The sequence below is a fragment of the Oscillospiraceae bacterium MB24-C1 genome (assembly GCA_030913685.1).
Classification (GTDB): domain Bacteria; phylum Bacillota; class Clostridia; order Oscillospirales; family Ruminococcaceae; genus Yanshouia.
Genome location: CP133187.1, coordinates 1,578,354 through 1,592,596 on the forward strand (window position 1 = coordinate 1,578,354; position 14,243 = coordinate 1,592,596).

At 51.3% G+C, this 14,243-nt stretch carries 23 protein-coding genes; all 23 read right to left on the reverse strand.

Features of this window, described 5'->3' with window-relative positions; genetic code table 11:
- Entirely contained in the window at window positions 1-360 is a 360-nt protein-coding gene (gene rplR / locus RBH76_07535; protein ID WMJ82592.1) for a 50S ribosomal protein L18, read from the reverse strand.
- 18 nt (window positions 361-378) lie between these two features.
- Entirely contained in the window at window positions 379-924 is a 546-nt protein-coding gene (gene rplF, locus RBH76_07540; GenBank protein WMJ82593.1) for a 50S ribosomal protein L6, read from the reverse strand.
- Between the two features lie 14 nt (window positions 925-938).
- Window positions 939-1,337 carry a 30S ribosomal protein S8 gene (rpsH, locus tag RBH76_07545; GenBank protein ID WMJ82594.1) on the reverse strand — a complete coding sequence of 133 codons (399 nt, stop codon included), beginning with the start codon at window positions 1,335-1,337 and terminating at the stop codon, window positions 939-941.
- A 24-nt stretch (window positions 1,338-1,361) separates the two neighbouring features.
- Window positions 1,362-1,547 carry a type Z 30S ribosomal protein S14 gene (locus RBH76_07550; GenBank protein ID WMJ82595.1) on the reverse strand — a complete coding sequence of 62 codons (186 nt, stop codon included), beginning with the start codon at window positions 1,545-1,547 and terminating at the stop codon, window positions 1,362-1,364.
- A gap of 17 nt (window positions 1,548-1,564) precedes the next feature.
- Window positions 1,565-2,104, reverse strand: a complete 540-nt coding sequence (gene rplE / locus RBH76_07555) for a 50S ribosomal protein L5 (protein ID WMJ82596.1) — start codon at window positions 2,102-2,104, stop codon at window positions 1,565-1,567.
- 17 nt (window positions 2,105-2,121) lie between these two features.
- Window positions 2,122-2,439, reverse strand: a complete 318-nt coding sequence (gene rplX / locus RBH76_07560; GenBank protein WMJ82597.1) for a 50S ribosomal protein L24 — start codon at window positions 2,437-2,439, stop codon at window positions 2,122-2,124.
- A 15-nt stretch (window positions 2,440-2,454) separates the two neighbouring features.
- Window positions 2,455-2,823 carry a 50S ribosomal protein L14 gene (gene rplN, locus RBH76_07565; GenBank protein WMJ82598.1) on the reverse strand — a complete coding sequence of 123 codons (369 nt, stop codon included), beginning with the start codon at window positions 2,821-2,823 and terminating at the stop codon, window positions 2,455-2,457.
- 107 nt (window positions 2,824-2,930) lie between these two features.
- The gene (gene rpsQ / locus RBH76_07570) at window positions 2,931-3,188 is read right to left on the reverse strand and encodes a 30S ribosomal protein S17 (protein ID WMJ82599.1); all 258 of its coding nucleotides are present in this window, start codon (window positions 3,186-3,188) and stop codon (window positions 2,931-2,933) included.
- Window positions 3,189-3,209: 21 nt separating this feature from the next.
- Window positions 3,210-3,407: a 50S ribosomal protein L29 gene (gene rpmC, locus RBH76_07575; GenBank protein WMJ82600.1), complete on the reverse strand. Its 198-nt coding sequence runs from the start codon at window positions 3,405-3,407 to the stop codon at window positions 3,210-3,212.
- Window positions 3,407-3,829: a 50S ribosomal protein L16 gene (gene rplP, locus RBH76_07580; protein ID WMJ82601.1), complete on the reverse strand. Its 423-nt coding sequence runs from the start codon at window positions 3,827-3,829 to the stop codon at window positions 3,407-3,409. The genes rpmC and rplP overlap by 1 nt, the downstream gene beginning before the upstream one ends.
- On the reverse strand, window positions 3,829-4,512 hold the full coding sequence (rpsC, locus tag RBH76_07585) for a 30S ribosomal protein S3 (GenBank protein WMJ82602.1): 684 nt from the start codon (window positions 4,510-4,512) through the stop codon (window positions 3,829-3,831). The genes rplP and rpsC overlap by 1 nt, the downstream gene beginning before the upstream one ends.
- A 22-nt stretch (window positions 4,513-4,534) precedes the next feature.
- Window positions 4,535-4,870, reverse strand: coding sequence for a 50S ribosomal protein L22 (gene rplV / locus RBH76_07590; GenBank protein WMJ82603.1), 336 nt, complete (start codon window positions 4,868-4,870; stop codon window positions 4,535-4,537).
- A gap of 18 nt (window positions 4,871-4,888) precedes the next feature.
- The gene (rpsS, locus tag RBH76_07595) at window positions 4,889-5,164 is read right to left on the reverse strand and encodes a 30S ribosomal protein S19 (GenBank protein WMJ82604.1); all 276 of its coding nucleotides are present in this window, start codon (window positions 5,162-5,164) and stop codon (window positions 4,889-4,891) included.
- A gap of 16 nt (window positions 5,165-5,180) precedes the next feature.
- The gene (gene rplB, locus RBH76_07600) at window positions 5,181-6,014 is read right to left on the reverse strand and encodes a 50S ribosomal protein L2 (protein WMJ82605.1); all 834 of its coding nucleotides are present in this window, start codon (window positions 6,012-6,014) and stop codon (window positions 5,181-5,183) included.
- Between the two features lie 93 nt (window positions 6,015-6,107).
- On the reverse strand, window positions 6,108-6,404 hold the full coding sequence (gene rplW, locus RBH76_07605) for a 50S ribosomal protein L23 (GenBank protein ID WMJ82606.1): 297 nt from the start codon (window positions 6,402-6,404) through the stop codon (window positions 6,108-6,110).
- Entirely contained in the window at window positions 6,405-7,028 is a 624-nt protein-coding gene (gene rplD / locus RBH76_07610) for a 50S ribosomal protein L4 (protein WMJ82607.1), read from the reverse strand.
- Window positions 7,029-7,045: 17 nt separating this feature from the next.
- Window positions 7,046-7,687, reverse strand: a complete 642-nt coding sequence (gene rplC, locus RBH76_07615; GenBank protein WMJ82608.1) for a 50S ribosomal protein L3 — start codon at window positions 7,685-7,687, stop codon at window positions 7,046-7,048.
- A 108-nt stretch (window positions 7,688-7,795) separates the two neighbouring features.
- Window positions 7,796-8,107 (reverse strand): 30S ribosomal protein S10, encoded by a 312-nt coding sequence (rpsJ, locus tag RBH76_07620; GenBank protein ID WMJ82609.1) that lies wholly within the window; start codon window positions 8,105-8,107, stop codon window positions 7,796-7,798.
- Window positions 8,108-8,662: 555 nt separating this feature from the next.
- Entirely contained in the window at window positions 8,663-9,049 is a 387-nt protein-coding gene (locus RBH76_07625) for a heavy metal-binding domain-containing protein (protein WMJ82610.1), read from the reverse strand.
- 84 nt (window positions 9,050-9,133) lie between these two features.
- A complete protein-coding gene (locus RBH76_07630; protein WMJ82611.1) occupies window positions 9,134-10,159 on the reverse strand; it encodes an NAD(P)H-dependent glycerol-3-phosphate dehydrogenase in 1,026 nt (341 codons plus the stop codon).
- 294 nt (window positions 10,160-10,453) lie between these two features.
- On the reverse strand, window positions 10,454-11,446 hold the full coding sequence (locus RBH76_07635; protein WMJ82612.1) for a hypothetical protein: 993 nt from the start codon (window positions 11,444-11,446) through the stop codon (window positions 10,454-10,456).
- Between the two features lie 136 nt (window positions 11,447-11,582).
- Window positions 11,583-12,902, reverse strand: coding sequence for a ribosome biogenesis GTPase Der (gene der / locus RBH76_07640; protein ID WMJ82613.1), 1,320 nt, complete (start codon window positions 12,900-12,902; stop codon window positions 11,583-11,585).
- A gap of 18 nt (window positions 12,903-12,920) precedes the next feature.
- The gene (locus RBH76_07645; GenBank protein ID WMJ82614.1) at window positions 12,921-14,219 is read right to left on the reverse strand and encodes a DUF512 domain-containing protein; all 1,299 of its coding nucleotides are present in this window, start codon (window positions 14,217-14,219) and stop codon (window positions 12,921-12,923) included.
- Between the last annotated feature and the right edge of the window lie 24 nt (window positions 14,220-14,243).

The following is a 14,243-nucleotide window of genomic DNA, read 5'->3' on the forward strand; positions in this document are numbered from 1 at the left end:
TTAGAAGTTGAGACCGCCCTCGCGGGCACCCTCAGCAAGTTCTTTAACGCGTCCATGGTAGATGTAGCCGCTACGGTCAAATACGACATTGGTAATGCCCTTTTCCGCTGCGCGCTGTGCAACAAGCTTGCCAATTGCGCGGGCTGCATCTTTGTTTGCGCCCTTCTCGGTGAAGGACTTTTCCAACGAAGAAGCTGACACCAGAGTGACGCCGGCTTTATCGTCGATGATCTGTGCGTAAATGTTCTTCTCAGAACGGAAAACGCTCAGACGGGGACGCTCTGCAGTGCCGCTGACCTTATTTCTGACGCGGAAATGGCGCTTAAGACGTGCTTTATTGCTATCAGGCTTTCTGATCATTTGCATTCACTCCTTTCTTTACTTCTTACCCTTACCGGCCTTGCCTTCCTTACGGATGATGACTTCGCCAGCGTACTTGATGCCCTTGCCCTTATAAGGCTCCGGCGGGCGCTTCTCGCGCACTTCGGCGGCGAACTGGCCTACGACCTGCTTGTCATTGCCCAGGATGGTAATTTTGTTCGGGGCGGGAACCTCAATGGTAATACCCTCAATTTCACTGACGATGATCTGGTGCGAAAAGCCCAGGTTCATGACCAGGTTTTTGCCCTGCTTGGCAACACGGTAACCGACGCCGCTGACCTCGAGCTCCTTCTTGAAGCCCTCGTGGCAGCCGATAATCATGTTGGCAACCAGCGTTCTGGTCAGGCCGTGCAGGCTACGGTGACGGGGATCATCCGACGGACGGGTGACGATAACCTCAGCGCCCTCTACCGCAATGTTCATGTCCGGATCAAAGGTGCGAGTCCGGGTGCCCTTGGGGCCCTTGACGGTGACCTCGCTGCCGTTGACCTTGACTTCGACGCCTGCGGGGATGGCGATATGCTTTCTTCCGATTCTAGACATCTTTAGCGCCCCCCTTACCAGACGAAGGCGAGCACTTCGCCGCCAACGTTCTGCTTTCTGGCTTCCTTGTCGGTCATGACGCCTTTGGATGTCGAAAGAATGGCAATGCCAAGTCCTCTCATAACTCTGGGCATCTCTTCGCAGCTGGTGTAGATACGAAGACCCGGCTTGGAAACTCTTCTTAAACCGGTGAAAACGGGAGTTTTACCCGCAGTGTACTTGAGTACAATGTGAATAACGCCCTGCTTTCCGTCTTCTTGAACGGTAAAGCTCTTAATATAGCCCTCATCCAACAGAATCTGGACTATTGCCTTCTTCATGTTAGAGGCGGGAACATCGACCGTATCGTGTTTTGCCGTGCTCGCATTACGAATGCGGGTGAGCAAATCAGCGATGGTATCGGTGATATGCATGCCGTTAACCTCCTTTGTATACTCTTACCAGCTTGCCTTACGCACGCCGGGAATCTGTCCTTTGTACGCCAGCTCTCTGAAGCAGATACGGCAAATGCCGTACTTTCTCAGATACGCATGGGGACGGCCGCAGATCTTGCATCTGTTATATTCTCTGGAAGAGAACTTTGCAGGGCGCTGCTGCTTAATTTTCATACTGGTCTTTGCCATGCTGTAAATCTCCTCCCTTACTTGGCGAACGGGCAGCCAAGCTCTGTGAGCAGGGCCTTGCCTTCTTCGTCGGTCTTGGCGGTGGTGACAAAGGAAATATCCATGCCGCGCACCTTGTCAATCTTGTCGAACTCAATTTCGGGGAACATAAGCTGTTCCTTCAAACCGAAAGTAAAGTTGCCTCTGCCGTCGAAACCGTTGGCCGAAATGCCGCGGAAATCACGAACACGGGGCATAGCGACAGAAAAGAGTCTGTCGACAAATTCATACATTCTCGCGCCGCGAAGGGTAACTTTGCAGCCGACAGGCATGCCTTCGCGAAGCTTAAAGTTTGCTACCGACTTCTTTGCTTTGCAGATCACGGCGCGCTGGCCGGTAATCTTGCCGAGATCCCCGAGAATCGCCTCGATGATCTTGGGGTTGTCTCTGCCTTCGCCGCAAGCGACGTTGACAACGACCTTCTCAAGCTTGGGGATCTGCATGACACTCTTGTAGCCGAATTTCTTCATCAGCTCTCCGGCCACTTCGTTGTTGTAACGGTCTTTTAATCTAGCCATGTATTAATCCTCCTCGCTTAAAAAGTCGCGTTGCATTTTTTGCAAACGCGCATTTTGGTTCCATCCGCCAGCAGTTTGTGGGCCACTCTGGTAGCCTTGCCGCAGGAAGGGCAGACAAGCATCGCCTTGGAGGCGTAAAAAGCACCCTCCGCCTTGACAATGCCGCCGCTTTCGCCGGCACGGCGGGGCTTAACATGCTTGGTTACCATGTTGATGCCCTCAACAATGAGCTTCTGCTCCTTGGGAGAGGTCTCTAGAACCTTGCCCTTCTTGCCCTTATCTTTGCCGGACAGGATGACGACCGTGTCATCTCTTTTGACATGAAGTTTATTCACGCTCGTGCACCTCCGTTACAGAACCTCGGGAGCGAGGCTCAAAATTTTCAGGTAGTCTTTTTCGCGAAGCTCTCTCGCAACCGGTCCAAAGATACGGGTACCCTTGGGGTTCTTGTCTTCTTTGATAATGACTGCCGCGTTATCGTCAAAGCGGATATAGGTGCCGTCCTCACGGCGCAGGCCCTTTGCGGAACGAACCACAACAGCCTTAACTACATCACCCTTTTTAACCGCGCCGCCGGGAGCAGCTTTCTTCACCGACGCTACGATCACATCGCCAATGTTGGCGTATCTTCTTCTGGTGCCGCCGAGCACTCGGATGCACATAAGCTCCTTAGCGCCGCTGTTGTCGGCAACCTTAAGATAAGTTTGCATCTGAATCATGAGCGGTTTCCTCCTTTCGGTATCCACCGGTTTGCCGGGGCCTCTAATGGGGGCCGCTACACACTGCCCATTCGCAGTGGCGCTCAAACCGGTTTCTTATAAGTTAATTACTTAGCCTTTTCAAGAATGTTGACTACGCGCCAATTCTTATCCTTAGAAAGCGGGCGAGTCTCCATGATCTCAACCTTGTCGCCAACGCCGCAGGAATTAGACTCGTCGTGGGCCTTAAACTTAACGGTGCGCTTGATGATTTTCTTGTAAAGGGGATGACGGACCTTATCCGCCACAGCAACAACAACGGTTTTGTCCATCTTATCGCTCACGACAACGCCGATTGTGGTCTTACGCAAGTTTCTCTCACTCACAGTGATTTCCTCCTTTCGACGTTACGCCTTTTTGCGCCCGGCTTCACCGATCAGCGTCTTAACGCGGGCGATGTCCTTGCGGACAGCCACGAGACGCAGGGGATTGTCGAGCTGGTTGATGGTGTGCTGAAATCTGAGGTTAAAAAGCTCAGCCTTAAGGTCGACGAGCTTCTGCTCGAGCTCATTGAGAGACAGTTCTCTGAGTTCCGATGCCTTCATTAGCCTTCAACCTCCTCTTCCTTCTTAATAAACTTGCATTTAATAGGCAGCTTGTGCATAGCAAGACGCATAGCCTCACGTGCAAGCTCCTCAGAAACGCCGCCGATCTCAAACAACACGCGGCCGGGCTTAACGACAGCGACCCAGTACTCGGGGCTGCCCTTACCGGAACCCATTCGAGTTTCAGCGGGCTTCTCGGTAACGGGCTTGTCGGGGAAAATCTTGATCCAGACCTGACCGCCACGCTTGATGTAACGAGTCATGGCAATACGAGCTGCTTCGATCTGGTTAGAGGTAATCCAAGCGGGCTCAAGAGCCTGAAGACCAAAATCACCGTTGGAAATAAAGTTGCCGCGGGTGGCCTTGCCGGTCAATCTACCTCTGTGAACTCTGCGGTATTTTACTCTCTTGGGCAGAAGCATTATTTGCTGCCTCCTTCCTTACGGGACTGTCTGACCTCCTGCAGAACTTCGCCTGCATAGATCCAGACCTTTACGCCGATCTTACCATAAGTGGTATCAGCCTCGGCAAAGCCGTAGTCGATATCTGCACGAATGGTCTGCAGCGGAATGGTTCCTTCATGATAGTGCTCGGTTCTGGCGATTTCAGCGCCGCCCAGACGGCCCGAAACCTGAACCTTAATACCCTTGGCACCGAACTTCATAGCGCGGCCAATGGCCTGCTTCATAGCGCGGCGGAAGGAAACACGGCCCACCAGCTGAGCCGCAATATTCTCGGCAACGAGCTGGGCGTTCTTGTCAGCCGACCTAACTTCGACGACATTGACAAAAACGTTGACCTTGTTTTCCTTATTCTTGTTGATCATCTTCTCGCACTCAAGGCGGACCTTTTCGATCTCGACACCCTGACGACCGATGACAACACCGGGACGTGCGCAGTGAATGTGAATTTTGACTTTAGCGGCGTCGCGCTCTATCTCAATTCTGGGGATACCCGCGTCAAAAAGACGCTTTTTAAGGTATTTTCTGAGCTGGTAATCTTCAACAAGGATGTCGCCGAAAGCGTTGTCCTTGGCAAACCAGCGGGAATCCCAATCCTTGATTACGCCTACTCTAAGACCATGTGGATTGACTTTCTGGCCCATTCAGTTTACCCTCCTCTTTCGGTTATTCCTTTTCCTTCACAACGATCGTCACGTGAGAAGTGCGCTTGTTGATGCGGAACGCTCTTCCCTGTGCTCTGGGCATGATACGCTTCATGATCATGCCGGGGGTGACATAGCACTCGGCGACATAAAGCTGTTTCTTGTCCATGTTGTGATTGTTTTCTGCGTTTGCCATCGCGCTCTTTAAGAGCTTTGATACCGGCTCGCTTGCAGCCTTAGGGGTGTGTCTCAGGATTGCAAGCGCAACGTCGGCTGGTTTATTACGGATGAGATCGAGAACGATCTGCACCTTGCGAGGCGCGATGCGAATGCCTCGCAGATATGCTCTGGCTTCCATGATTTATCCTCCTTTCGGCTACTTACCGGTTTTCTTGGCGCCGGCGTGTCCACGGAAGGTTCTGGTGGGGGCAAACTCACCGAGCTTGTGACCGACCATATCCTCGGTGACATATACCGGAACGTGCTTGCGCCCGTCATGAACAGCAAAGGTGTGCCCGACAAAATCCGGGAAGATCGTGGAGGATCTGCTCCAGGTTTTGAGTACCTTCTTCTCGTCGGAGGCGTTCATCGCCATAACGCGTGCCAACAGCTTTTCATGCACGTAAGGGCCTTTTTTAATACTTCTACCCATTGTCGACTAAACCTCCTTACTTAGCGTTGCGACGCTTGACAATATACTTGTCAGAGCGGTGATGTTTGTTTCTGGTCTTGTAACCCAGTGCGGGCTTGCCCCACGGGGTAACAGGGCTCGGACGACCGATCGGGCTTCTGCCCTCACCGCCACCGTGCGGGTGATCACAGGGGTTCATAACCGAACCGCGAACGGTCGGGCGGATACCCATGTGACGGGTACGGCCAGCCTTGCCGATAGAGACGTTTTCGTGATCAATGTTGCCCACCTGGCCAATGGTCGCCATGCAGGAAACGGGAACCTTGCGCAGCTCTCCGGAGGGAAGACGCAGCAGGGCGAAATTGCCCTCCTTAGCCATCAGCTGTGCCATAACGCCGGCGGCGCGGGCAAGCTGAGCGCCCTTGCCGGGGTAAAGCTCAACATTGTGGATAAAGGTACCAACCGGGATGTTGACAAGTGCAAGCGCGTTGCCGGGCTTGATGTCAGCGCCTACACCACTTGTGACAGTGTCGCCTACACGAAGGCCGTTGGGGGCGATGATATAGCGCTTTTCGCCGCTCTCGTACTGTACCAGTGCAATGTGCGCCGAACGGTTGGGGTCGTATTCGAGGGTCAGCACGGTTGCGGGAACACCCTGCAGGTCGCGCTTGAAGTCGATGATACGATATTTTCTACGATTTGCACCGCCGCGGTGACGGACGGTGATTCTGCCGGTATTGTTACGACCGGAATTCGCCTTGATGACGGTCAGCAAGCTCTTTTCAGGCGCTACCTTGGAAAGGCCTGAATAATCGGTGACGGTCATCTGACGGCGAGAAGAGGTCGTCGGCTTATAAGTTTTGATTGCCATCTGATGTTTCACTCCTCATAACTTGTTAGCGGGAATTATGAGACTCCCATACCCAAGTCGTCGTATTTCTCATGTGATCGCTTTGACGCGATCTTAGATCATGCTCTCAAAGAACTCAATCTTCTTGGAGTCCGCCTTGATGGTAACGACGGCCTTCTTCCAGCCTCTGGTGAGGCCCTGGGTCTTGCCCATGCGCTTCATTTTGCCGCGCACATTCATGGTGTTGACAGAATCCACTTTGGTGCCGGGGAACAGCTTCTCAATCGCGGAAGCGATCTCGATCTTGTTTGCGTCCTTGGCAACTTCAAAGGTGTATTTACCACTGGCGAGGCCGCTCATGCTGCGCTCGGTGATGATCGGTCTAATGACGATATCCTGTGCAGTTTTCATTTAAGCGTACACCTCCTCGATCTTGGCGATTGCGTCCTTGGCAACAACCAACTTCTTGGCGTTGACAATATCATAGACATTAATGGTGTTGGTCAGCGCGGTTTTGACGCCAGGGATGTTGGAAGCGGATTTAATCAACTTCTCGTTCTTCTCAGCGGCAACAAGCAGGATCTTGCAGTCTGCGCCGAGCGCCTTGAGCATCTCGATAACCGGCTTGGTTTTGTATTCCTCAATCTTGATCTCGTCGACAACGATGAGATTCTCTTCGAGCACCTTAGAGGAGAACACCGACTTCATTGCCAGTCTTCTGACCTTCTTGTTGAGGGAATAACTGTAATCGCGGGGCTTGGGGCCGAGCGCAACGCCGCCGTGATACCACTGGGGCGCTCTGATAGAGCCCTGTCTGGCGTGGCCGGTGCCCTTTTGGCGCCACGGCTTTCTGCCGCCGCCTCTGACCTCGGTTCTGGTCAGCGTGGACTGGGTGCCCTGACGCTGGTTTGCGAGGTAGTTCTTCACAACTGCATGGACGGCGATCTTGTTGGGTTCGATACCGAACACCGCGTCAGAAAGCTCAATCTCTCCGACCGAAGCGCCTGCCATGTTGTAAACTGTAACCTTCGGCATTATGATTCCTCCTCCCTTTAAGCCTTCTGGCCCTTGACGGCGTCGGTGATGTAAACATAACCGCCCTTGGGGCCGGGGATCGCGCCGCGCAGCGCAATCAGATTGTTTTCTGCGTCAACCTTGACAACATCAAGATTCTGTATGGTAACCTTGTCGGTGCCCATGTGTCCGGGCATCTTCTTGCCCTTGAAAATTCTCGATGGGCTGGAGTTTGCACCCATGGAGCCCGCATGTCTGCCGACAGGGCCGGTACCGTGCGTAGCTTTGAGCGAGTGGTTGCCGTAACGCTTGATGGTGCCGGCAAAGCCCTTACCCTTGCTGGTGCCCGAGACGTCCACTTTGTCGCCGATGGCGAAAACGTCTGCTTTGATGATGTCTCCGACATTCATCTCGGCTGCACCCGCAAGCTTAAACTCGCGCAGTGTGCGCTTGGCAGCAACGTCAGATTTGACAAAATGTCCCTTCATGGGTTTGTTCACGTGCTTGTCCGAGACCTCGCCGAAACCGATCTGCACGGATTCATATCCGTCGTTTTCGGTCGTCTTCTTCTGAACGACGACGCAGGGACCCGCCTCAATGACAGTGACCGGGATGAAGCTGCCGTTCTCATCGAACAACTGAGTCATGCCGAGTTTTTTGCCGATGATTGCTTTTTGCATTTGATTTTTTCCTCCTTTGGTTATTGGTTGACCGGTCTTACAAAGACTTCGCCAACATTACCTTTGCGCGCAAAATTCGCGACGCATGTATCAAGTTCTAATATAGGATTAGAGCTTGATCTCGATCTCGACGCCCGCGGGGAGCTCGAGGCCGGTAAGCGCTTCCACCGTCTTGTTGGACGGACGGAGAATGTCGATGAGACGCTTGTGGGTTCTCATCTCAAACTGTTCGCGGGAATCCTTGTACTTGTGGACCGCGCGCAGAATGGTAACAACGTCCTTGTCGGTGGGCAGCGGAATCGGACCGGAAACCTTGGCGCCAGTGCGCTTTGCGGTTTCAACAATCTTCTCAGCTGCTGCATCGACCAACTGATGGTCATAGCCTCTTACACGGATACGGATTTTTTCTTTGACTGCCATTTTTCATCGCCTCCCGTATTTTGTTATCAGAGGCGCCCCTTTTCAATCCACTGTGCCGTGTGTTTTCTATTTTTGCCTGCAAAAAACCGGTTAAACCGCAAGACGCAGTTTAGCCGGGTAGGCACAATGTTCCTCACACAAACTTGTAGGCAGGTCACCCTGCCATATGGGGTTTGATGGGTCGCCCGGTTTAAAATCGGACATACTCCGCGGAAATTCCCCGCCTCAAAGGGCGGCCACCTCCCGCATCAACGCATATCTCAGCAGTCACGCAAGGTATATATTATCACAGCAAAACGGCATTTGCAAGCATTTTTTCATGTTTTTTAAAATTTATTTGCGTTAAAATGCCTGGTAATTTTTTTCACTGTAAGATACCCTAATTTTAACCGGATAGACCAAATAAATTCATTTTTTTACCTTTGAAGTTAAAATTTATAATCTTTTAGTATATCATGATGTGAAAATTACAAAAAATGTTATATCCTAAAATGATTTGCCCTTCAGTTAACGCCGATGGGCAAATCATCTTGACCTAAATCAGCATTTACGCGCTCATAAAAATTTGACAGCTGTGCCGTACATTTGAAGATAAAAGAACGCAAAACCGTTTGTGTCCATGTCGATATCCTGCCGCATGCAAATAATGGCGTCTGCCCCCACCATTTCCCCACGCTTTTTCAGTTCCTCAGTCGCAATGAAAAATGCCTTTTCAAAGTCACTTTGCCCAACCGACCATTCACCGTATAAAAAGCCCCAATCGGTTCTATCGCCTGACATGCTTCCCTGCTTCTTCATTTGCGCAATTTCAGACTGATATTGTGCCACTAGTTTACTTAATGCACTACCGAATATACCTTTGTTAGAGACCTGAAAATAGACCGGGCCCAAAATTTCATAGGGTCGGCCAATATCGCCGGTGGTTACAATAACCTTACTCATAAAACTGACACCATCCTTTTTTGTCTAGCAGCTGTAGCATTCAATTGCTTTTTTGTTTACGCCACTGCCAGAAAATCGTCTGCCTCACAGCATAGACGCGCCCTCTTCCAGCCAGTTATAATCCACCTCGTGACGCGGCGGGCGAGCCAAAAGCGCCTCCACAGCTTGCTTTGCGGTAGTCTGACCTTTGATTAGGCTGTATATTTGACTGGTAATAGGCATGTCCACACCAAGCTTTTGCGAAAGTTCATAGGCGCAGATGGCCGCAGTAATACCCTCCACCGTCATTCCCACTTTTTCAACGGCCTCATCCACCGTACAGCCTTCGCCGACATAAAGCCCGCAACGGCGATTGCGTGAATGCATTGAGCAACAGGTAACAATGAGGTCGCCTACGCCCGAAAGCCCAGCGAAGGTCTCCCTTTTGGCACCCATCTTGACGCCCATGCGCGCGATTTCGGTAAGGCCACGGGTCATCAGTGCCGCCTTGGTGTTGTCACCGCCACCCATGCCGTCGACGACGCCCGCAGCAAATGCAATGACATTTTTAAGCGCGCCACCAAGTTCTACCCCGACAACATCATCGCTGGTGTAGATGCGTATATGAGTCTGAACTGTCAAATCCTGAATCTTCTGTGCCGCAGCCAGCGATTTGCTGGCCGCTACCAGCACCGTGGGTATACCCTGTGAAATCTCCTCGGCGTGGGAAGGGCCGGACAGTGCGACAAAACTATTCTCAGGCAGTTCCTGCGCCACCACCTCATGTAGCGGCAACAACGTTTTAGGCTCCAATCCTTTGGAGGTACAGGCTACCGGAATGTCATTAGAAAGCTTTCCCGCCAACTGTTTGGCTGCACCGCGCACACCGACTGTCGGGGTCGCAATGATGACCGCGTCGGCGGACTCTACACCATCCACTGTATCCACAATACACACTGATTCGGGTATTTTAACCCCCTTTAACAGCTGCACATGTTCACGCGCCTGGCGAATTCTATCATTTTCTTCCTTATTCCATCCCCAGAGCCACACCTCGTGTCCCACATTCGACATAGCCACCGCCATTGCGGTGCCCATGCCCCCCGCGCCTAAGATATATAATTTTGCCATTAAATGGTTCCTCCTGCTTTATTACTCCCGTACTAGTCTACCCTAATATCACTTATTCTACATAATGCAACATAACGATTACGGCTTCTGATATTGTAATAGTGCTATCCAGCAATGTCAAACCATCACCTAAGCCATATCGCCATTGATCCACGAGTCCTTGTAATTGATCTCAGTACCGCAGTATTGACAATAGCGCCTTTACTATCATAATTGTCATCCTCCACTGTATACCACCACACCCTGGTAGATGCTTCTTCCCACAGTCCCTTGTGATAACATTTATTCCGCAACCTAATCCTCGAACGCACCATTCATCAAGACAAACGCCTGCGGCTGGTCGGAAAAGTTTATACAAATGCCACGCATACGCACCTCGGTATCCGGTTCAATCTGCTCAAGACGATCAAACAATGCGGGGTCCAGAACAAACACATAGCAAGCGCCATCTTTTTGGCCAATTTTGACCAAACGTATCTGCCCATTGTCAGAAGATGACACCTCGACAAACGGTCCGGTTACGGTAAATTCTTTTCCCTCCTGCTGTGCTACCCAGCCTTCTGGGTCATCGCCCTTTGCCTCGATAATTTTTTCAGGGGTAAGGTGTAGTTCCTCGTCAAGATCATCTGTTAAATTGGTTTCTTCACTCGGCACAACTGCGCCCTGTTCTTCAAGTGGCTCACCGCTTATTTCTACCAGACAATAGGACTCGATATTGTGCCCATTCCCAATTTCAAATTTCAGTTCAACCACTTCGCCAGGCTCAATATCCCGTTGCAACGACGCGCTGCTTGAACCGACATAATGCCCCGAGGTATCAAAGAATTTCACATTTCCGCCCACGCCGGTGCAAATAACATCACTGATATTCTCAACGGCGCACACCAGCAGGATTTTATCCCCTTCTCGTTGTGCCGTTATCTCTTTGTTCAAAATAATATACGAATTATCAGGAGCCATCGCCGGCAGCCCAATTAAGGGCATTTCATCTTGTTGGCGCCGTTCATCTAGTACGCTCATCTCAATTTGCAGTGCAGACTCACGTTCAGCTTTTGTTGTGAATACACTCCAGTTTTCAGCATTGAAACTTGAGACGACGATGTAGGCTACCAGCGTACCCACCATAATTAGTCCAACGATAATTAAAACAGCAGCCAGCCACAGGGCGCCTACCGGCACCGCCGGTGCTTTTTGCGGCGATGACAAAATTTCGTCCCCACAGTTATGGCGCATTTTTTCTTCTGCCGTAATTGGTTTTGCACATTTAGAACAATGCCGTTCTTCCATTTTACCACCTCATATTCAAGCGCATCATTTCTGACGGCCATGATAAATCCCCAAGTTATAATACCAAACGCAACCAGCAAAAACAAGGAGCCGACACCACCTTTTTATGGTATCGGCTCGATTTATAGCATAATAACTATTCTCCGCGCTCGCGGGCAATGATGCGCACTGGTGTACCCTGAAGCCCAAACGATTCTCTAATCTGATTTTCAAGGTAACGCTGGTACGAAAAATGGAACAGATCTTTCTTGTTGACAAAGCAGACAAAGGTTGGCGGACGGGTGGACGGCTGAGTAATATAATAAATTTTCAGCCGCTTACCTTTGTCAGAGGGCGGCTGCACACGGGCCGTCGCATGCGCCAGTAGGTCGTTAAGTGCGCCGGTAGTGACGCGCATAGCATTGTTAGCAGAAACTTGATTGATCATTTCAAACAGCTTATCGACGCGCTGACCAGTCTTGGCCGATATGAAGATAAACTGCACATAGCTCATAAACGAAAAATCGTTTTCAAGCTTTCGCTGATATTCGATCATAGTCTTGTCGTCTTTCTCGACAGCATCCCACTTGTTCACTGCGACAATGCAGCCCTTGCCCTGCTCATGGGCATAGCCCGCAATTTTGGAATCCTGCTCGGTGAAACCCTCAAGCGCATCAATCATGATGACGCAAACCTCGGCGCGATCAACCGCCATATAGGCACGTAGCACTGAATAATGCTCAATCGACTCAGTCACCTTATTTTTGCGGCGGATGCCCGCAGTGTCGATGAACAAATATTTTCCGTGGTCGTTATCCACTTCGGTGTCGGTGGCATCGCGAGTTGTACCCGCGATATCTGAGACGATCACCCGTTCTTCGCCCGCAATGCGATTGATAATGGACGACTTACCGACATTTGGCTTGCCGATGACCGCTACCGCAATGCGATCACTCTCAACAGGCTCGTGGTTAGAAAAATCAATATGCTCACACACGACATCGAGTAAATCACCGGTGCCATGGCCATGCAATGATGAGACGGCAATGGGATCCCCTAGTCCGAGGTTATAAAACTCGTAGAAATCAGGCGGCGGGTCACCCACCTGATCACATTTGTTGACGCACAGCACAATCGGCTTAGAGCTTTTAAGCAGCATTGACGCAACCTCTTGGTCGGTTGCGGTCACACCGCTTCTCAGATCAACCACCAAGATAATCACCTCGGCGTTATCGATGGCCAACTGAGCCTGCCTGCGCATCTGAGAAAGTATAATGTCATCCGAAAAAGGCTCAATGCCGCCGGTATCCACCAGCATAAGCTCTTTGCCCAACCACTCGCAGGGTGCATAAATTCGGTCGCGGGTCACGCCGGGCGTGTCCTCCACGATGGCGAGTCGCTTGCCCGTCAGCTTATTAAACAGTGTCGATTTCCCCACATTTGGGCGGCCGACAACAGCCACAACAGGTTTTGACATGAGCTTTACGCCTCCTTTCTATTCTACCAGCGCCTCAGCTAGTGAAGCGCCGTCGTCCTGCACCACCTTAACCGGAATATCCAATGCCTTTGACACATCTTCCGGGGTGGTGTCGTCTAAAAATTTATCCTGCTCCCGCCTGAGCATACAGGAAGGGATGATAAGCAGGTCACCCAGCGGGCGGCCTTTAAGCTCGGTGATGATGTCGCTGCCGGTGACCAATCCTGTCACCGTGATGCGACCGCCGAAAAAACGGCTGGGTATCGGAAACACCTCAGCCTTTAACGCCGGGGCACACTCCTGCGCTTTAGCGCACAGCTTTTTTATTGAATCGCCCGCGGCAACACCGGTCGCTACCGATATGTGGCGCAGCGTTTCATCGGGTTCGAGCAGCGGCAGCAGGCTGCAAAACTCTAGTTCGGTGTTAGCGATCAGTCCTACACCATTTTCAAGGTTAGCAAAATCGCCGTAATATTCCGCCGGGGGAATCGGCCGCTTTGCCAGCAGAAAAAATTCGTCGGCGGGGTAGCCCACCCGCATGCCGTGGCGCATAAACCAGCGATCAGCATATTTTTCAATGGTGTCGATGGTCTGTGCCGCCTCTTCTTGGGTAAAGGGAAGCAACGGCAGCAACCCCTCGCGGTAAGCAGTCAACCCCACCGGCACACAGGCAATGGACTGAATCTTGGGCACCAGTGGATCAAGATCCGAAAGGGTGCGTTCAAGCGCTGCACCATCATTATACCCCGGACAGAGTACAAGCTGCGTATTAATTTTAATATTGCCTTCACACAGCCTGTAGAGTCGCCGCAAAGAGCTGCCCGCAAAGCGGTTGCGCATCATCTTGACCCGCAGCTCGGGGTCGGTGGTATGCACCGAAATGTTGATGGGGCTGATGTGCATGCGCAGAATCCTATCCACATCATGGTCGGTCAAATTGGTCAGCGTAATATAATTGCCGAACAAAAAGGATAGCCTATCGTCGTCATCCTTAAAATAGATACTCTCGCGCATACCCTGGGGGTTTTGATCAATAAAGCAGAAAATACAGTTGTTCCGGCAACTGCGCTGCTTGTCCATCAGGTAGGTTTCAAACTCCAGCCCCAAGTCGTCATACTCGTCTTTTTTAACAGTAATATTGTAAGGGGCGCTACCGCGCATCAGCGAAAGAGTCAGCTGTTTGGCTGTCATATAAAAACGGTAATCAAGCACATCACCGATATCTTCATCGCCAATTTTAAGCAACACATCGCCACTTTTTATGCCATGGCGCTGTGCGATGGAATTCGCCTCGACTCCCGATATTGTGACTGCCATGATCTGCCTCCCTCACTCTGCAAA

Coding starts and splice junctions, on each gene's coding strand:
- rplR (WMJ82592.1), bottom strand. CDS start 360: ATGATCAGAAAGCCTGATAGCAATAAAGCACGTCTTAAGCGCCATTTC.
- rplF (WMJ82593.1), bottom strand. CDS start 924: ATGTCTAGAATCGGAAGAAAGCATATCGCCATCCCCGCAGGCGTCGAA.
- rpsH (WMJ82594.1), bottom strand. CDS start 1,337: ATGCATATCACCGATACCATCGCTGATTTGCTCACCCGCATTCGTAAT.
- RBH76_07550 (WMJ82595.1), bottom strand. CDS start 1,547: ATGGCAAAGACCAGTATGAAAATTAAGCAGCAGCGCCCTGCAAAGTTC.
- rplE (WMJ82596.1), bottom strand. CDS start 2,104: ATGGCTAGATTAAAAGACCGTTACAACAACGAAGTGGCCGGAGAGCTG.
- rplN (WMJ82598.1), bottom strand. CDS start 2,823: ATGATTCAGATGCAAACTTATCTTAAGGTTGCCGACAACAGCGGCGCT.
- rpmC (WMJ82600.1), bottom strand. CDS start 3,407: ATGAAGGCATCGGAACTCAGAGAACTGTCTCTCAATGAGCTCGAGCAG.
- rplP (WMJ82601.1), bottom strand. CDS start 3,829: ATGCTTCTGCCCAAGAGAGTAAAATACCGCAGAGTTCACAGAGGTAGA.
- rpsC (WMJ82602.1), bottom strand. CDS start 4,512: ATGGGCCAGAAAGTCAATCCACATGGTCTTAGAGTAGGCGTAATCAAG.
- rplV (WMJ82603.1), bottom strand. CDS start 4,870: ATGGAAGCCAGAGCATATCTGCGAGGCATTCGCATCGCGCCTCGCAAG.
- rpsS (WMJ82604.1), bottom strand. CDS start 5,164: ATGGGTAGAAGTATTAAAAAAGGCCCTTACGTGCATGAAAAGCTGTTG.
- rplB (WMJ82605.1), bottom strand. CDS start 6,014: ATGGCAATCAAAACTTATAAGCCGACGACCTCTTCTCGCCGTCAGATG.
- rplW (WMJ82606.1), bottom strand. CDS start 6,404: ATGAAAACTGCACAGGATATCGTCATTAGACCGATCATCACCGAGCGC.
- rplD (WMJ82607.1), bottom strand. CDS start 7,028: ATGCCGAAGGTTACAGTTTACAACATGGCAGGCGCTTCGGTCGGAGAG.
- rplC (WMJ82608.1), bottom strand. CDS start 7,687: ATGCAAAAAGCAATCATCGGCAAAAAACTCGGCATGACTCAGTTGTTC.
- rpsJ (WMJ82609.1), bottom strand. CDS start 8,107: ATGGCAGTCAAAGAAAAAATCCGTATCCGTGTAAGAGGCTATGACCAT.
- RBH76_07625 (WMJ82610.1), bottom strand. CDS start 9,049: ATGAGTAAGGTTATTGTAACCACCGGCGATATTGGCCGACCCTATGAA.
- RBH76_07630 (WMJ82611.1), bottom strand. CDS start 10,159: ATGGCAAAATTATATATCTTAGGCGCGGGGGGCATGGGCACCGCAATG.
- RBH76_07635 (WMJ82612.1), bottom strand. CDS start 11,446: ATGGAAGAACGGCATTGTTCTAAATGTGCAAAACCAATTACGGCAGAA.
- der (WMJ82613.1), bottom strand. CDS start 12,902: ATGTCAAAACCTGTTGTGGCTGTTGTCGGCCGCCCAAATGTGGGGAAA.
- RBH76_07645 (WMJ82614.1), bottom strand. CDS start 14,219: ATGGCAGTCACAATATCGGGAGTCGAGGCGAATTCCATCGCACAGCGC.